Annotated in this window: 13 protein-coding genes and 3 tRNA genes; 13 read left to right on the forward strand and 3 right to left on the reverse strand. The window is 45.0% G+C overall.

Going from position 1 to position 17737, the window contains the following annotated elements; genetic code table 11:
• The 4 genes from KKC1_RS16710 to KKC1_RS04380 form a co-directional block, all read left to right on the forward strand.
• Positions 1-231, forward strand: a 231-nt coding sequence (locus KKC1_RS16710) for a hypothetical protein (protein WP_238134200.1), incomplete at its 5' end; no start/stop codon positions are given.
• A 346-nt stretch (positions 232-577) separates the two neighbouring features.
• A complete protein-coding gene (locus tag KKC1_RS04370) occupies positions 578-1177 on the forward strand; it encodes a phospholipase D-like domain-containing protein (RefSeq protein ID WP_088553290.1) in 600 nt (199 codons plus the stop codon).
• Positions 1178-1332: 155 nt separating this feature from the next.
• Entirely contained in the window at positions 1333-4434 is a 3102-nt protein-coding gene (locus tag KKC1_RS04375) for an Eco57I restriction-modification methylase domain-containing protein (protein WP_088553291.1), read from the forward strand.
• Position 4435: 1 nt separating this feature from the next.
• Complete coding sequence (locus KKC1_RS04380; RefSeq protein ID WP_088553292.1) at positions 4436-5131, forward strand: hypothetical protein; 696 nt, start codon at positions 4436-4438, stop codon at positions 5129-5131.
• Between the two features lie 306 nt (positions 5132-5437).
• On the opposite strand, the gene KKC1_RS04385 is transcribed toward KKC1_RS04380, so the two are convergent.
• The 3 genes from KKC1_RS04385 to KKC1_RS04395 all read right to left on the reverse strand — a co-directional run bounded on the left by KKC1_RS04385 (position 5438) and on the right by KKC1_RS04395 (position 5693).
• Positions 5438-5512 (reverse strand) — tRNA-Thr (locus KKC1_RS04385).
• A gap of 1 nt (position 5513) precedes the next feature.
• Positions 5514-5590 (reverse strand) — tRNA-Asp (locus tag KKC1_RS04390).
• 25 nt (positions 5591-5615) lie between these two features.
• Positions 5616-5693, reverse strand: a tRNA-Pro gene (locus tag KKC1_RS04395).
• A gap of 163 nt (positions 5694-5856) precedes the next feature.
• Here KKC1_RS04395 and KKC1_RS04400 point away from each other — a divergent pair.
• From KKC1_RS04400 to KKC1_RS04440, 9 genes are all read left to right on the forward strand, one after another.
• Positions 5857-7659: a chloride channel protein gene (locus tag KKC1_RS04400; RefSeq protein WP_088553293.1), complete on the forward strand. Its 1803-nt coding sequence runs from the start codon at positions 5857-5859 to the stop codon at positions 7657-7659.
• 114 nt (positions 7660-7773) lie between these two features.
• Entirely contained in the window at positions 7774-8079 is a 306-nt protein-coding gene (locus KKC1_RS04405; RefSeq protein ID WP_088553294.1) for a phasin family protein, read from the forward strand.
• Positions 8080-8147: 68 nt separating this feature from the next.
• A complete protein-coding gene (locus tag KKC1_RS04410; RefSeq protein ID WP_088553295.1) occupies positions 8148-9818 on the forward strand; it encodes an ABC1 kinase family protein in 1671 nt (556 codons plus the stop codon).
• A gap of 209 nt (positions 9819-10027) precedes the next feature.
• A complete protein-coding gene (locus KKC1_RS04415; RefSeq protein ID WP_088553342.1) occupies positions 10028-11038 on the forward strand; it encodes an ABC transporter substrate-binding protein in 1011 nt (336 codons plus the stop codon).
• A 29-nt stretch (positions 11039-11067) separates the two neighbouring features.
• A complete protein-coding gene (locus tag KKC1_RS04420; RefSeq protein ID WP_088553296.1) occupies positions 11068-11952 on the forward strand; it encodes an ABC transporter permease in 885 nt (294 codons plus the stop codon).
• A gap of 4 nt (positions 11953-11956) precedes the next feature.
• Entirely contained in the window at positions 11957-12751 is a 795-nt protein-coding gene (locus tag KKC1_RS04425) for an ABC transporter ATP-binding protein (RefSeq protein ID WP_088553297.1), read from the forward strand.
• Between the two features lie 133 nt (positions 12752-12884).
• Positions 12885-13568, forward strand: coding sequence for a tetratricopeptide repeat protein (locus KKC1_RS04430; protein WP_088553298.1), 684 nt, complete (start codon positions 12885-12887; stop codon positions 13566-13568).
• A gap of 18 nt (positions 13569-13586) precedes the next feature.
• Positions 13587-14609, forward strand: a complete 1023-nt coding sequence (locus KKC1_RS04435) for a 6-bladed beta-propeller (protein WP_192868072.1) — start codon at positions 13587-13589, stop codon at positions 14607-14609.
• Positions 14610-15302: 693 nt separating this feature from the next.
• The gene (locus KKC1_RS04440; protein ID WP_143288670.1) at positions 15303-17714 is read left to right on the forward strand and encodes a cytochrome c3 family protein; all 2412 of its coding nucleotides are present in this window, start codon (positions 15303-15305) and stop codon (positions 17712-17714) included.
• Positions 17715-17737 lie beyond the last annotated feature (23 nt).

A 17737-nucleotide genomic window follows, 5' to 3' on the forward strand; every position in this document is an offset into this window, starting at 1 on the left:
CGTCTTTATTGCCGCCTGCCACAGGCGGTCGGCGTCGGTTTGATAGTCCAGAGTGGTTGGACTTTTTTCGGCCAAAACCGGAATTTTTCAACCGGCAATTTGGGAAATTTTAAACCGGCCTTGACAAAATTCCTTGATGCAAATTTGATGCAAGTTGATGCAGATTTTATATTTCTACATCAACTTTTAGTTACCACATTGTTTTGGCTTACAATGCTTAGCAAATTATAGCAGGAAACAACCAACGTTTTGTCGAAAAAGGTAATTATAATCTGGAAAGTAATGGCTTTATATATTAGAGGATAACATATTTGTAATGCAAGAAGATGACCATACTCTACCGAACATACGATAAAAACTATAAGCCACTAATAGGATTTTATTTTAATAATAATTAATAAAGAGAGAGATGGCCTTATCGTATCTCTCTTATAACTGGGCGGGGGCTATAATTAACCAGGGTAGTAAATAATGTTTTTTGGCAGGAATTAGCAGCAAGAGATGTCGAATAAAGATTGCAACGAAATTCTGGAAAACATCCCTAATGACTTATAACACTTAATGAAGGGTGTACTTTATGACCGTTAATCCATTTAATGTAATAATTGATAATAAAGCTGGTATTGTGCAAGAAGAAGGCGCTGTTAAGGATATTTTACAGTATTATGTGAATGAGGCAAAAAGGATAAAAAAAGATCAGGATTTTCAGTTTAGATTGGATATAGGAACTGGGTACTTGTTTTTTTCTGGCTTTGAAGAGTCATTTGACATATTTAAAGAAATGCTAACAGAGGGGCTGCTGCAAAATATTAATGAAAAAACATGGAACACCAAGTCACCTATAAGAATTGTAATGGGACCAGAAACTACAGGTTTCACAAAAGAAGTCTTGACCTCGATAGTAAAAGATAATATCAGCAGGTATCCAGATGATTGTGTGCAGTTGTTAAAAGAAATGATAGAAAAAGAACTTATAGAATTCAGGGTTTATTTAGATAGGAAATTTCATGTCAAAATGTATAATTTCTATCTTAGATCATCAGTACCAGACGATATTTGGACAGGTTCAGCTAATTTTACAAGGGGAGGCCTTACCAGTAATATTGAGCTGTGTGTTCCTGTGCAGACTACCAGTCAAACAAGAACACTTTTCAGAAAATGGTTTGATGAACTTTAGGAAAATTCTACCAGCCAACTAGATGTGCTTAAAATTATTGATGGGATTAAAGAACAAGACTACTGGAAAGAGCTTGAATCTTTTGCGTCTAAAAGCCCTGATGATGATTTGAAGTTACAGGCTTTTATTAAGTATGTCAGTGGGGGAAGAGGTTAATGTCAAAGTATGATATAAGATTTTTAGAGAGCAAAGGTTTTTTCAAGGAAAAATACGAAATAGAAGAAGAATATGAGGTTGGAAAGAGTGTTCGATATGTATTTGATCCAATAAAAAAGATAGCATACTTTGATAATTTCAATAAGGAAGACATAACTAATATTGTTAAAGGTTTAAAAAAACGAAGAAATTTTGATTATTATTGGTTCTGGGAAGAAAATAGGGTTTGCTGTTTTAGAACTTTTGGTGAAAATAAACGCTTTATATTTAATCTAGATCATAGTTTGGGACATGAGTGGATTAAGGGAAAAATTAAAAAACTTGAAGATTTTTCATCAAGCAATCCAAATGTTCTTTTCGAAGTGAAAGAAGTAATTGACTACTTTTATAAAAGATTATGGGATTTACGAATAGAACTTGCTAGTTGCATTCAGGATGAGATTAATGACAACGAAAAAGTAATGTGTGCTCAGCGGTTAATTGACCGTTTGATCTTCACTTATTTTTTGGCTGAGAAAGGAATTATTTATGGTATAGATAACAAAGGGAATAAGGCCAATATTGATGCTAGAAAGCTATTTGAATTTCTGGTTAATGTTTCACAAGATTTTTATACTACATTGAACAGAATATTTTTTGAATATCTTAGCGGTATAAAAAAGAATGATATGCCCATCGAGGGAACGGATGGTTTTTCCTTATATATTCCTTATTTGAACGGGGGATTATTTAGAGAAAAAAAGATAAAGGGTAAGAACGGTGAAATAAAAGAATCAGCCTTGACAATTGAAGGTTTTGATTGGAGTAAACTAATTAGGGAGTTAAACAATTATAATTGGATTATTGAGGAATATAGTACATCAGAAAAAGAGGATGCTATTGGGAATTTAACTCCAGATGTATTAGGTCATATTTACGAAAAATTTGTTATTAGTGTAAGTGAATTGAAAGATGTTAAGATAGAACAATTAAAAGTTACACAAAAAGGTGAGCTTAAGAAAGGTAATAAAAAAATTGGGGCGTTTTATACCCCAGAAGATGTAACCAGTTATATATGTGAGAATACTATATTCCCTTATGTAAAAGAAAGATTAGGATTAGATAGTAAAAATTTCGAGGACTTTTATGCTACCTATAAAGATGACACTAAGAAATTACACGAGTTTGAAAACGTCTTGGCAAATATCAAAATTGTAGATCCTTCAGTGGGATCGGGCCATTTTTTAATGACTGCTGCTGAACTTATTGCTGATTGGCGGAAAAAATGTGGATGTAAAATGAGCGATTACCAATTAAGAAAGGATATTATAATAAATAATCTTTTTGGTGTAGACATAATGGAAGGTGCGGTCGAAATATGTAAGTTGAGGTTATGGTTATGGCTGGTAGCTGCACAAAAACCAGAAAAAAAACCTGAACCATTACCAAACATTGATTTTAACATTCGGGTTGGTAATTCATTATTTGGTTTTGCACAAGATGAACTTTATATAAAAGATCAAAAATTATCTTTTACGGAGAACCTAAAAACAGATTTACAGGAGTATAAAGAACTAATTGAGCAATATAAAAGGGAACATAAAGATGCGGATAAACAAAAAGAGAAAATAAATGAATTACATTCTAGGATGCAAAAGAGGTTTAATGAGTGGTATAACATCTATCTTAACAATAACCTTAACTCTAAGTTATATACCGAAAAAGTTTACTCAACAGAAGAAATTATAACGATTTTAGAACAGTGTAAAAATACTTTGAACTTTATTAATCTTAAATTGAGTTTTACCAATACGATAAGCGATGACCTAAAATATAAGTTAAGACAGCTTGGTTATACGGTTTATAATAGATCAGCCAATATTAAACTTGAAACAAGTATATATAAGTATAAAAAGAGCATTATAAACCAAATTTTGGTTCCATGTAAGGAAGCAGATGAGATAGTAATAGAACGATACTTTATTCCTGCAGACTTAAAACATATTAAAGTATTTCATTGGATTCTGGAATTCCCAGCAGCCTACATGAACCAGGAGAAGAAAGGTTTCGATGTAGTAATAGGAAATCCCCCTTATGGTACCGATGTTTTGTCAAGTAAAGAGAAGTTTTTATTATCATTCAGGGAATCGGATGGATGTCAAGATATTTGCGGTTACTTTTTAGATAGAGAAATAGAATTGACAAAATGTGAGGGTTATGTAGGTAATGTTATTGCTGGTTCCTTGGTTGTAAATGATTCAATGAGTAATGTTAGAGATATAATGACTAAAAGAGGAAAATTTAAATTAGCATTTTTTGGAATAAGGCCAGCTAAAATATTTGATTCAGTGGATGAGAGAGTTTGTATTGTTTTAGGTAAAGTGGATAATAAGGGTGGACCAATTTACACAGCGAGAAATATACGATTTACTAAAGAAATGCGGGAAACTCTCTTTGAGAATATCAAATATGCATCTACTGAAGGTTTATTATTAGGTTCAGGAATTGGAATCAGACAAAATAACGAAGGTTATAGATTACCGAAGATCGGAGATGAACAAGCAAGAGAGATATTGCTAAAATTAAAGAGTATTTCTATGACTTCTAATGTCATAGCAAACCTCGAAAAAAAGAGAGGCTCATCTTATTTAGAAATTAGAACTTCCGCAAGATATTGGATTAATGCCTTAAAAGAATTCCCTTATAAAAATACCAAAATTAAGAAATTACGGTTTGAGAACGACTTGATAAGGAACTTTGTCTTATTGGTTCTTAATTCTTCACTATTTTATTTTTATTGGTCTGTTTATGGTAATAACCGAGACGTTTTCATGGATTTGGTTAAGGCTTTTCCTCTACCGAAAGAATCTATTTTTCAAAACAAAGAACAAGAAATTGCCCAATTATCGGATAAAATAAATAACTGTTTGCTAGATTCCTTTTGTCCCGAAAAAGGGACTAATGGTGAGTTTAATACTGGGCAGTGTAAAAGTATAATATTAGAAATTGATGATTTTATTTGCAAATTATATGGCTTATCTGAAGAACAAACTACTTTTATTAAAATGTATGATGACCACTTAAGAAGAGGTGCGGGTCAAACCGATGGCGATGAGGACTAAAATGAGATGGATGAGAGGGAGTAACGAAATAGAGATACAACACAAACATGATTACATAGCAGAAAGAGAAGATAGATGGAGAATGGCTGAGAAAGGCGAAGAACCTGCTATAAAGGAGCTCGCACGAAGGCTTTCAAATATTCTTCAGATTGACGAGGAGTGTATAAAATATTACAGATTCGACGAAAAATGGTTTGAACAGTACCCCCCAGATGAAAACAATTGGGTTAGAGGATGTCCTGATTATAGTCTTGAAATAAATTTGGGTAATAACAGATATAGTTATGTGGAAATTAAGCTGAAAGCGGTGGAGTTTAAAAAGACGGTCAAGGGTGGAACAACAAAGAATGGCTCAATTGTGCCAAAATACGGATGCACTAGTTACTATTTAGATGTTGAACCAGTCTACCAAAATATTCAACACTTTGCTGAAAGAACCAAAATTGATAAGGTAAGTATTTGGTTAGCATTTGTAAGAAACGATTTATCTGAATTTAGGTTAATAAGTTTAGCATGTATTCAGGAGTTAATAAAAGACGGTTGGAATGGGATAGCATTATGTAGGTTTGGAGAAGGGTACGGACAGGAAACATATCTTATACCCAAGGATGCTACAACTGATATTTCGGAGCTTACGAGGGAAATGGTTATAAGTGCTACAATGGAAACTTTAGTTTTACCCCAAAGTTTACCATAAGAGTAGCCAATTATAGGGATTATTTTGCAGAACAATAATATAAATGAAATTGTAGTGCCTCTTAGGTACTTCCGTTTTAAATCTGCCTTTCACTAAAGGTGCCGCAACATAAAAAAGTACATAATAATATATTTTTATTTGCAGCAGCAAAACTAAACGACATAACAAAAAGAAATCCCTCTGAAGCAGAGGGTAGATAAGAGAATAAGGCCGGGGTTAATTCCCCGGCTTCATACTTATTGTAGTAAATAAGTAGTAAAACGACGTTTAGTAGTATATAGGAAACGGTAAAACCCTTGAAATTCCTGGAGCCGACGAGGGGACTTGAACCCCTAACCTGCTGATTACAAGTCAGCTGCTCTACCATTGAGCTACGTCGGCATGGCGGAGCTGACGGGACTTGAACCCGCGACCTCCGGCTTGACAGGCCGGCATGCACTCCAGCTGCACCACAGCTCCGTTTTGGTACTTTTCTGTTTTGTGCTGGTCGGGGCGGAGGGATTTGAACCCACGGCCTCATGGTCCCAAACCATGCGCGCTAGCCAAACTGCGCCACGCCCCGTCGTCATGACAGACTATATTATAACCGAAAATGTGGCCACCGTCAATACAGGCAAGCCGGTAGAGTTTTCGGTGGAGTCCGCCCCATAAAGGTAAAATTATGGTATAATAAAAAGAAGAATGAAATCGAAATTTTAAGAAAAGAAAGGGGTAGGCGATGGTGAATGAACCGTTACACTGCTAAGAAGCTGTCTAATCGACCAGTTCTATCCGAAAATACCTTCCTTATTTTACTCGCCATACTTGTTGGTTTTGGTGCCGCCCTTTTAGGCCTCGCTTTTAGAGCATCCATTGATTTGGTGAACTTATTGTTTTTCGAGAAAGGGAAAAATATTTTAGCTTTTCTCGGTAAATATTATGTCGTCATATTGCCGGCGATCGGCGGAATGATTGTTGGTCCCTTAATCTATTTTTTTGCCAGAGAGGCCAAAGGCCACGGGGTGCCGGAAGTCATGACTGCCATGGCTATCCGGGGAGGACGAATTCGGCCCCGGGTGGTCCTCATCAAATCGCTGGCCTCGGCTTTTACCATCGGTTCCGGTGGATCGGCAGGAAGTGAAGGCCCCATCGTGCAGATTGGAGCCGGGATCGGGTCTACTTTGGGTCAATTTTTTCATCTTTCGGAAGAAAGGTTAAAGAGCCTGGTGAGCTGCGGTGCTGCGGCGGGAATAGCGACCGTCTTCAATGCACCTATTGCCGGGGTCTTTTTTGCCTTGGAGGTTATTAGCGGCGAATTTTCGGCATCCTTCTTCAGTATTGTGGTCATCTCAGCCGTTACTGCCTCGGTAGTGGCCCGGGCAGTCTACTGGGGCAATAATCCCGTTTTTCCGGTAGCCGGCTTATCCCTGGCCAGTCCGCATGAACTGATATTTTATGTTTTGCTGGGTATACTGGCAGGGTTATTTGCCGTCTTAGAAATCAAGGCCACCTACAAAATAGAGGATTTATTTGACGAGTGGCGCGGAATACCGGAATATGTTAAACCGGCTGTGGGAGGGTTACTGGTGGGGATAATAGGCCTCGCCTTCCCGCAGGTTTTCGGTCCCGGTTACGAGAGCATTGAGGCGGCACTTACGGGTAGATTGTCTCTCCTGCTTCTTGTGCTTCTGGTGTTTATTAAACTGCTGGCGGTTACCTTAACACTCGGTTCCGGCGGCTCGGGCGGCGTGTTCGCACCGTCTCTCTTTATGGGAGCCATGTTGGGCGGGGCGTTGGGTACCATTGTGCATGGCTTGTTTCCCGGGTTTACTGCCGTTTCCGGAGCGTATGCCCTGGTAGGAATGGGAGCTGTTTTTGCCGGGGCAGCCCAGGCACCTATCACTTCTATTATTATGATCTTCGAGATGACCAACGACTACCGGATTATTTTGCCCCTCATGATTGCCTGCGTTATTAGTTATGTTATTGCCAGTCAACTGCACCCGGAAAGCATTTACACGCTCAAGCTTCTCCGCCGGGGAATCAAATTCAGACACGGGCGCGCGAGAACGGTTTTAGAAACTATTACTGTTGGCGAGGTCATGCACAGGGAAGTAGAAACGGTTCCCGCCAATATTACGGTATCTGAGTTGGCGGATTTAATGCGTAAGAGCAGGCATACCGGGTTCCCGGTTCTGGACGGGAACCAGCTGGTAGGCATGGTAACCGTTTTTGATATTCGCCGGGCCATGGATAAAGGGATAAATGACGAACCGGTCAGCAAGATAATGTCCACCAATTTGATTGTGACCTATCCGGAAGAAAACTTGGGAGAGGCATTAAAGAAATTTGCCGTGCGTGGTGTCGGCCGTTTACCGGTAGTGAAACAGGATGACCCGGAACACCTGGTGGGAATTATTACCCGGAGCGATATTATCAGAGCTTATAATAAGGGCCTGCTTGACTTCCAGGAGGAGGCCGCGGTTTCGGAAGAATCTACAGTTCAAACTTTTACTGATACCCCCGAACCTTGGGGTTCTAGCAGTTGACAATAGTTTCCAGTAGCTTTATTATGAAAAGAGAAAAGGAATGAAAGTCAAGAGTAAAGGGAAGGTTATTTTCAGAATCCGGTAAAAAAATAACTCGTGAAAGGGGGAGACGGCATGCTGGAATGGTTGCGAAAAGGGTTTTTACTAGGATTGGGTGCCATGTCACTGACTAGGGAGAAAGCGGAGCAGCTGGTAGAAGATTTGGTGAAAAAAGGACAGGTTAGCACAGATGAGGCCAAACAGTTCGTGGAGCAACTGGTAGAGCGGGGCCGCGAGGAAAGAGAGCAGCTAAGAGGAACGGTTCAGAGTGAGGTACAGAAGGTGCGGGATGAATTAGGTCTGGTTACCCGAAAAGAACTAGAAGAGCTGGAAGCGAGGGTAAAAGCGCTGGAAGAAAGGCTTCAGAAGCATGACGGATGATCTATCGGAGGCCTGTGGGTAGTATTACCACAGGTTATTTGTTATTTCAGGCTTAGGAGGTTGGATGCATGCAACTGCGGCGGAGGTACCGTCATTTCAACCGGTTCCGGGAAGTAGCCAACGTTTTGGCCAAACACGGTTTCAGCTATCTCCTGGACCAGACCGGCCTGGTAGAGTTTCTACCCCGGGCACAATGGAAGAATATGAAGGAGAGGGAAGAAACGGCCAAACTAAGCGCGCCGGAAAGAATGGTTCTGGTTTTAGAGGAACTGGGACCAACGTTTATCAAACTGGGGCAAATCCTGAGTACTAGAGCCGATCTCCTTCCCGAATCTTATACTAGGGCGCTGGCCAGGTTGCAAGACAAGGTGCCTCCTGTTGAGCATTCCCGGGTGGTGAAAGTAATCGAGGAAGAACTGGGCAAACCTTTGGAAACATTATTCGCCTCTTTTGAGACCGAACCCCTGGCGTCGGCATCGATTGGACAAGTCCACCTGGCCTCCCTGGAAAGCGGGGAGAAAGTGGTGGTGAAGGTACAGCGTCCAGGAATACCGCAGGTAATCGAAACCGACCTGGACATCCTGTTTGAAGTGGCCCGGTGGCTGGAACAACGGACTTCCTGGGGCAAGTTTTATCAGGTAATGGATATTGTAGAAGAATTTGCCCGCTCCATCAGGGCCGAACTGGACTTTACCCAAGAAGGGCGTAATGCCGAACGTATTGCCCATAACTTTGCCGATGATCCGGACGTGGTGATCCCCCGGGTTTACTGGGAGTTGAGCAGTAAAAAAATCCTGGTCATGGAATATGTGGAAGGTATTAAAATATCCAACCTAGACACACTCCGCCACCAGGGTTACGATCTGAAAACGGTCGCCCGCCGGGTAGTAAGTGCTGTGTTGAAACAAACTTTTGAAGACGGTTTTTTTCATGCCGACCCTCATCCCGGCAACGTGGCAGTGCTCCCGGGAGAAAAAATCCTTTTCCTGGACTTCGGGCAGGTGGGACGCATTGACGAATGGCTCCGGGAAAGATTTATCGACCTGATTGTGGCTATGGCGAGACAGGACGTGGGTGGAGTTGTAAGGGCGGTTCTCCACATAGGGATAACTAACGGAAGAGTAGATATACGGGCGCTGAGGAGGGAAGTTTTTCGCCTGAAAAATAAATATTACGAACTTCCCATGAGCCAGATAAACTTGGGGGAGGCCGTTGGTGAACTGCTGCGAATTTCCCGGCAGTTTCGCATCCGCATCCCACCGGAAATTTCCCTCATGGCTAAAGCTCTACTTACGGTGGAAGCACTAGTGCAGAGGCTGGATCCGCAACTAAGCCTGATGGAAGTTGCCGAGCCTTTCGGCAAGAAGTTGCTGCGGCGAAGACTGTCGCCACGGGAAATAGGCCGGCGGATATGGGAACAGATAATGGAGTTTTCCGGTCTCCTTTCGGAACTACCGGAACGGCTGGAGCAACTGTTGGACCTGCTGGAAGAGGGCAACCTGACGGTAAATTTGGAACACCAGGGCCTCAGGGCTTTTATGAACCACCTCAACACCGTAAGTAACAGGATATGTCTGAGCATAGTGATCGGGAGCGTTATTATCGGCTCTTCCTTGCTGGCTCAGAAGACTGCCAGTTCTTTCCTGGCCAGGGTCCCGGTGGCGGAAATAGGTTTTCTGGTAGCTGTTCTGATGGGCTTCTGGCTGATTATTTCCATTGTTCGTTCAGGGAGGTTTTAAATTCTCTCATGCTATCAGATTTCCCTTGACACTGGATTGGGCCTTAGTTAGAATTAATTTGAAACAAAAAGGGCTCCCAAGGTAGGATGGATAGCATGGCAGGAGGTGCCCGGATGCCTGAGGCTTTGAGAAACACACTCCCGCCAGGAGTGTTTAATTTTTTTAATTCCCAGGCATCGGAGCCCGGTTGGAAAGGGAGGTTGCTAAAGATGAAAAAAATTCTTGGGGTATTGCTGGTGTTGAGTCTGGTAGTGTTTGTAGCAGGATGCGGCAGTAGCGGGACGGCGGAGAAGAATAATACTTCCCAGGAAGCAGGTTCAGTTTCGCCGGTTAAGCTGGGGATTATTCAAATAGCCGAACACCCTTCGCTGGATGCCGCGCGGGAAGGTTTCCTGGAAGTGCTGGCTGAGAATGGCTACGAAGAAGGCAAGAATCTAGTAGTGGAATACCATAATGCCCAAGGAGACATAGCGACGGCCAACACTATCGCTCAGAAGCTTGTCGGCGATCAGGTTGATCTGGTGTTAGCCATTGCTACGCCTGCTGCCCAGGCCATAGCCAGCGCTACCGATGAGATTCCCATCCTGATTACCGCGGTTACCGATCCTGTAGCGGCTGAGTTAGTAGAAACTTTGGAAAAGCCCAATACCAACGTAACCGGCACCACGGACATGAATCCGGTCAAGGAACAGTTGGCTCTGGTTAAAGAATTTGTCCCCGAAGCGCAAAAGGTAGGAATAATTTACAATACCAGTGAGAAGAACTCCGAAGTCCAGGTAAACATTGCGCGGGAAGTTGCTCCCGAACTGGGAGTGGAATTGGTTGAAGTAGCAGCTACCAGCACTAACGAAGTCCTGCAGGTAGCCCAGTCCCTGGTAGGAAAAGTAGACGCCATTTATGTTCCCACTGACAACACAGTGGTATCGGCTCTCGCCTCGGTAGTCCAGGTAGCGGAAGAAAACGATATTCCTTTAATTGTAGGAGAAGGGGACAGTGTAAGACAGGGTGGCCTGGCTACCATAGGTATTGACTACAGGAAACTGGGACGACAGACCGGTGAAATGGCCTTAAGGATATTGGAAGATGGAGCGAAACCTCAAGATATGCCCATAGAAGCTCAAAAGGATTATGAATTAATTATTAACAAAAAAGCGGCGGCCAACATGGGAGTGGAAATTCCGCAACGGTTACTTGAAAAAGCAGATAAAATTTTCGAATAATACTGGCCTAGAGGTGGTTGGATAGAAAAATGTGGCTCAATTTCGTAGTCGGAACATTGGATCAAGGATTAGTCTACGGTATAATGGTACTCGGAGTCTATCTCAGTTTCAGGGTGTTGGATTATGCCGACCTGTCGGTGGATGGCAGCTTCCCGTTGGGGGCTGCCATCGCTGCTCGACTCATCTTTGACGGATATAACCCCTGGTTGGCTACCTTTTTGGCTCTTGGCGGCGGGGCTTTGGCCGGTATATTTACCGGCCTGCTCCACACCCGGATAAGAATTACGCCCCTTCTTTCAGGGATACTCACCATGACGGCATTGTACTCCATAAACCTGCGGATTATGGGGCGTTCCAATATTCCCTTGTTACGGGCGGAGACTATTTTTACCCGGTTGACGGAGTGGGGAGTACCTGAGTCTTTGACGGTAACTATTCTCGGCAGTATGACGGTAGGGGTTATCATTGCTCTATTGTATCTCTTTTTACACACGGAACTGGGTTTTGCGTTGCGGGCTACAGGAGATAATGAACAGATGATCAAAAGTATGGGCGTGAATGTCTCAGTCATGAAAATTCTGGGTCTGGCCCTGTCTAACGCCCTGGTGGCTTTTTCCGGGGCCTACGCGGCTCAGGCCCAGAGATTTGCCGATATCGGCATGGGGATTGGGATAATTATCGCCGGACTAGCTTCGGTTATTATCGGAGAAGTCCTTGTCGGCACTTCATCAATCTTGCGGGTACTGGTAGGGGTGGTTTTCGGTTCCTTGGTATACCGTCTGGTTATTGCCGTAGTGTTGTATATGGGGCTGAAGCCCACGGACTTGAAGTTGATGACCGCGTTGCTGGTAATCGTTGCTCTGGCTTCGCCGGCTCTCAAGACCCGTCTGCGGCTGAACAACATTGGTAGGTGATACAGTGCTGGAATTAAAAGGTATAGTCAAGGTATTCAATCCGGGCAGCATTAATGAAAAAGTTGCGCTGGATGGGGTTGATCTTTTTCTGCAACCGGGAGATTTTGTTACCATTATCGGGAGTAACGGCGCCGGAAAGTCCACCCTGCTCAACGCAGTGGCCGGCGTTTTCCCGGTAGATAAAGGCAGCATAATACTGGAGGGCAACGATATAACTCGCTACCCGGAACATTTAAGAGCCGCTATGATCGGCCGGGTGTTCCAGGACCCCCTGCGGGGAACGGCGGCAGAGATGACCATTGAGGAGAACCTGGCTATTGCCTTCAAACGGGGAGAAAAAAGAAGGTTGCGGAGGGCCATAACCCGGCGCGAAAGGGAAATTTTCCGGGAAAAATTGCGAGCCCTGGGTCTGGGGCTGGAGGAGAGGCTGACCGTGAAAGTAGGCCTTCTTTCGGGAGGCCAGCGGCAGGCTTTGACCTTGTTGATGGCTACCCTTAAGGAGCCTAAATTACTACTTCTGGATGAGCATACGGCGGCTCTCGACCCCAAGACGGCTCGGAAAGTACTTGCTCTTACGGAAGAGATAGTAGAGGAAAAGGGGTTAACCACTTTGATGGTGACCCATAACCTGGACCAGGCGTTGAATGTGGGTAACCGTACCATTATGATGCATGAAGGGAAAATTATCCTCGACCTCATGGGGGCCGAAAGAGAAAGGACAACGGTGAGCGATTTGCTGCAAATGTTTGAAAAGGCAAGCGGACAGCAACTGCATACCGATCGGTTGTTACTTGCCTGACCTACAAAGGTCAGGCTTTTTGTTAACAATTTGTTAACAAAAAACTGTTAGAAAGCGGCAGGATTTTCTAAAAAATTACCGAAGTTTTAGTTGTGAAAAAAGATACAAAGTAACCACAGGAGGAGGAAGAAGGATGGCCGAAGTTACCCCTGCCGTTGACCAAAGCCACGGGGGAAAACCTAAATCCGATAAGGTGCATCCGCTGTACGCCTATACAGTAATTGTGGCTTCCACGGTTCTGATTTTTTTCGTCGGTATTTTAATAGGAAAGAATTTCTTCTGGGAAAATTGGGATCGCCGGGCTTTTGCCGAGAGACAATTGGAGATAGCTCTCGAACAGGTGAAAGCCGATCCGAAGAATCCCGATAAGCTGGTAAATCTGGGTTGGTGGTACCTGCGGAACGGGGAGTACAATAAAGCAGTTGCCGAGTACCAGAAAGCCATTAACCTGGACAGTCAGCACTTCCCCGCTTACTTTAACCTGGGACTGGCCTATATGCAGGTAGAAAAATGGGACCTGGCCCTGGATGCTTTCGACCGAGCGATCCTCATCCAGCCCAGGAGTTACGCGCCCTATCTCAACAAGGGGATCATCTATAATCACATCGGCGAGTATGAAAAGGCCATTGAAGAGTTGAAGAAGGCTTACGAGCTGAACCGGGGACAGGCGGAGATTGTGTATAATATCGGTTACGCTTATGAGAAACTCGGTAACATAGAAGAGGCGATTTACCAGTACCAGGCGGCGCTACAATTTGATCCCAAGTACGAGGAAGCTCGGAAGGCGCTCCAGCGTCTTCAGGGGCGAAATCAATAATAGGAAAGGTGATAAATGTTGAGCCAAGCGGTTGGTTGGAAAATTAAACTGCGAAACACTTTTCTCGATTTTGATTGGAAGAAAATCAAGCGGATAATTTTAATGATTTTCCTGCTTCAGGGAATCATGTTTTCCTACCTATACGTGGTTAACCGCAATCCGCTGGAACTGGTGGGTAATACGGACCTGGCCCTCGGACCGGTGAAAGAGCCTCGCTACCTGTTCTCCATTTACGGGCCTTCAGAAAAAGAGGGGCTCGTAAAGCCTATGGACGTGACGGTATGGGGTAAGAGAATTTATGTGACCGATACAGGGAACCAGAGAGTCCAGGTATTTGATTACAACGGCAATTTCCTATTCATGTTCGGTAAATACGGTACCGGCAAAGGTCAGTTCCGCTTCCCTTATGGGATAGCGGCGGACGCCAGCGGGAAGATATACGTGGCGGACATGTACAACGGGAACATCTCCGTTTTCAGTCCGGACGGTCAGTTTCTCCACTACTTCGGTAACAGCATAGAGATCAAGAGTCCTACCGGCCTGTTTATTGAGGGGAACCGGCTTTATGTGGCCGACAACGCGTTGAACAAGATTAAAGTCTTCTCCCTCCAGGACGGCAAAAAATTACTAGAGTTTGGCGAGACGGGTACTGGCAAGGGAGAGTTCCAGTCGCCTAACGCGGTCTGGGTAGCGGAAAACCGAATTTTCGTTTCCGACACCGGCAATGACCGGGTACAGGTATTCAACAAACTGGGCAACTTCCTGATGGTCTTGAACGATACGGACGATGACGGCGGCGGACTTTTTGTCAACCCGCGCGGTGTGGCTGTGGACGGGCGAAATACCGTGTATGTGGTCAACAACCTGACCCATGAAGTTTTTGGATTTGATATGAAGAGCGGGCAGAAAATCTTTACCTTCGGCAGTATGGGCAGCGACGCAGGGCAGTTTTACCTGCCCAACGGGATATTTATTGACGACCAGGGACGGATTTATATAACCGATACGGTAAACCAGCGAGTTAACGTGTTTGCGAACTAAAAACAGGCGGGTTATTAAACTTAAATCACTGGCAAGGAAGGAAAAAGGTCCTCGAAAGAGGGCCTTTATTGTTTCATTTCGACTTTTACTAGCAAAAGAAGACAAAGTTTTTATCGAAAAAATTTTTATCCATTAGCAGGATTTTTAGCCAAAACGTAGAAAAGAGTAATCAGAAAATTGGGACGAGCGTCCTAGATAAAAGGGACTAAAGACCGTAACAAAAAGCCCCAACCATTGGTTAGCTGGAGTAGCTCAGGAGGAGTAACGGGAGACTCGTTAGAACGGCAAGCTAAGGGAAGAAACATTTTTTAGCGCAAATTTGTGAAATCCTTCTCAAAAAACCATTGCAGCCACCTTGGTTAGCTGGTAGCTCAGGAGGAGCTACGGGAGACACGTTAAAACGGTAAGTCAGGGAAGAAATATTTTTAAGAGCAAAATTTGTGACATCTTTCTCAAAAAAATCATTGTAGTCACCTTCATACATAGATTTGGGCGGTTACATCTCGGCACGGGCGGCATTTATGCAGGCCGAACGGTTGGAAGATCCCATTGAGCAAATTAGGGTAAAAGTGGCCCTAGGCCACATTACCATATTACTTTCCTTTCCATGCCAGTCTGCCGGGGAAGGAGGTGTCCTGGTTTACTGACGGCGCGGCATGCTCTTTGAAAACTTTAGAAGGGAGGAAAAACGGCTTGCGTAAGGTCAGTATTATTTTGGCATTGACTCTGTTCATCATAGGAATGTTTGCCGCAACTGCCATGGCCGCCCAAGTAAAAATAAGCAACCCTGATGGCAAGGATATCTTTGATGCTACAACCGACCGGTTCCAGTACACCACGGTAGTAAACGATACCTATAAGGCCAGCGGCAGCTTTAACGCTGATGGGCAGACAAACTATCCTTATGAAATCTATCTGCCCAACGAGCAGAATCCTGCCCAGTACCGCATCCACAGTAACTATACCAAGGACACCGACGCCTGTGCTTCCTGTCACGCAACCCACACTGCGGTAGGCGAATCCTTGCTGCAGTGGTACACGGTTTATGAAACCTGTATGGCCTGCCACGACGGTACGGTGACCACTACCTATAACGTTGAAGAAGGTTATATTGGTAATACCACGGCCCGTACGCTTGGTGGCAAGTTCGGTATCGGAAACGAGCCCTATCTTTCCAACCATAACGTAAGAGGCGGGCTGGATATTTCTGCTGCACCCGGCGGGAGCACCGTTGCGGTCACCGGAACTACCGAATACGGAAAGACGATTACCCAGTGGGCAACCGAGTTCGGCTGTGAGAGCTGCCACAGCCCACACGGCCAGGGCGGTAACGCACGGATCCTGCATCCGGACCCGAACGGTGTGGCTACTTTGAGAAAGCCTGCCGGCGGATTTACCTACCTGGGTGAATTAGGAATCATTACCATCGATACAACCACCACGGGTATTGTTAAGGATGGGACAAGCTACAAAGTGTACTTTAATGGTGAACCTGCTTTGCTGATCAAGGGCTATCCTTACGGAGTAAATGTATATGACAATGGTAGTAAGACTTATGGAGCTACGGTAGACAACAGCAACGGCTACACTGTAATTACCGGTGTAAATCTGAGCGATAACGGTACTGCTGACCGGGTCTACGGAACTCCTGCCATCCAGGTGAAGATGGACATTAACAACTACTTGCAGGCTACGGAAACCGTAACCCATATTTCTGGTTTGAATACCTTCTGCGGCGCCTGTCATACCGATTACAACACGGAAAACGTGTACAAGGATACGACTGATACGGAGCCCAACGGTTCCGGCTCCATGCTGAACGGAACCTATTCCGAAGCTTACCGTCACCAGGTGGGCTTCAATTGGCACAGTGAGGAACCCGGTCTAGACTTTGAAGAGAACTACCGGGTAACCTGCCTGACCTGCCACGTGGCCCACGGTACCAGCCAGGATTACTGGAACGACACCGTTGGACCGGGCACTGAGAGCGACATTACCAATCTGGTAGAAATTGCCGGTTCCTCCGCCCTGAAGCGGAAGCCCAACATGGGCACCTGTGAGACCTGTCACGAGAAGGGTGAAGGCAACGAAGGTTACCTGGTACTGAGCGGCCAGGTAGGTGAGTACACGGTTGCTCAAACCACAACAGACGCCAGTGCACCTGGCGGCGGTTACGTTGGTTCTGAGGCATGCGCTTCCTGCCACGCGGACTATGTCGAGGGCTGGGAAAGCACCTGGCATTCCAACATGACCCGTCCCGGATTGACCCAAGCTATAGCAGCTGACTTTGAATTTGATTCCACTGTCGAGCAAGTTTACAAGGATATGTGGGCTGATACCAAGGCGGAGTTGCAGAAACTCGGCTGGCCGGATGTATCATGGCCTGACCTGTTGAAGGCAGACTGGGTAGCGGCCGGAGTTAACCCGGACAACATCAAGATCTGGTCCTTCGGTAAGGACACCCACAAGCAGTACATCGCCTACCGTGGGGTCGACGACAAGTGGTACCGCGTATACTCCTGGGAGCCCGATGGCACCATTGGCAGCAGCAGCGGTGAATACACTTGCTGGACGGGCTGTCACGTGACCGGCTACAGCAGCGGCGACCTGACTGGCTGGCTGAACGCCAAGGCTGCCGGAGACAAAGTTCCGTTCGAGCTGGGTATTTCTTGCGAGAGCTGCCACGGCCAGGGCGGCAACCACATCAAGGCGCCTATGGCGGCTAACATGATCAGCCCGGTATACGACTTGTCCTATGACGAGCAGGTAACCAACGCGACAAGCGCCATCGACGGCAATGCGTACGGATGCGGTAAGTGCCACAGCAGTTACGGACACCAGGGCGAGTTCTGGGCGCAGCAAACGACCTATCACGGAAGCCCGATAGATCCCACCGGACCCAGTCCCAAATACACCAACCAGATCGTTGCCTGCAGCGGATGCCACGACCTCCATGGCAAGAACGAACAAGGCCTGCAGTTGAAACTCAGCGAAGAATACCTGTGCGCTTCCTGCCACGACAAGGTACTCGACCTTGATACGTACATGCCTGTTGACAATTTGATTGGGTCCAGGAAACACGACTTCGCCGTACCGCTTGAGTAATAGTCAATTGTCGAGAAGAGGGG

The sequence above is a fragment of the Calderihabitans maritimus genome (assembly GCF_002207765.1).
GTDB lineage: Bacteria > Bacillota > KKC1 > Calderihabitantales > Calderihabitantaceae > Calderihabitans > Calderihabitans maritimus.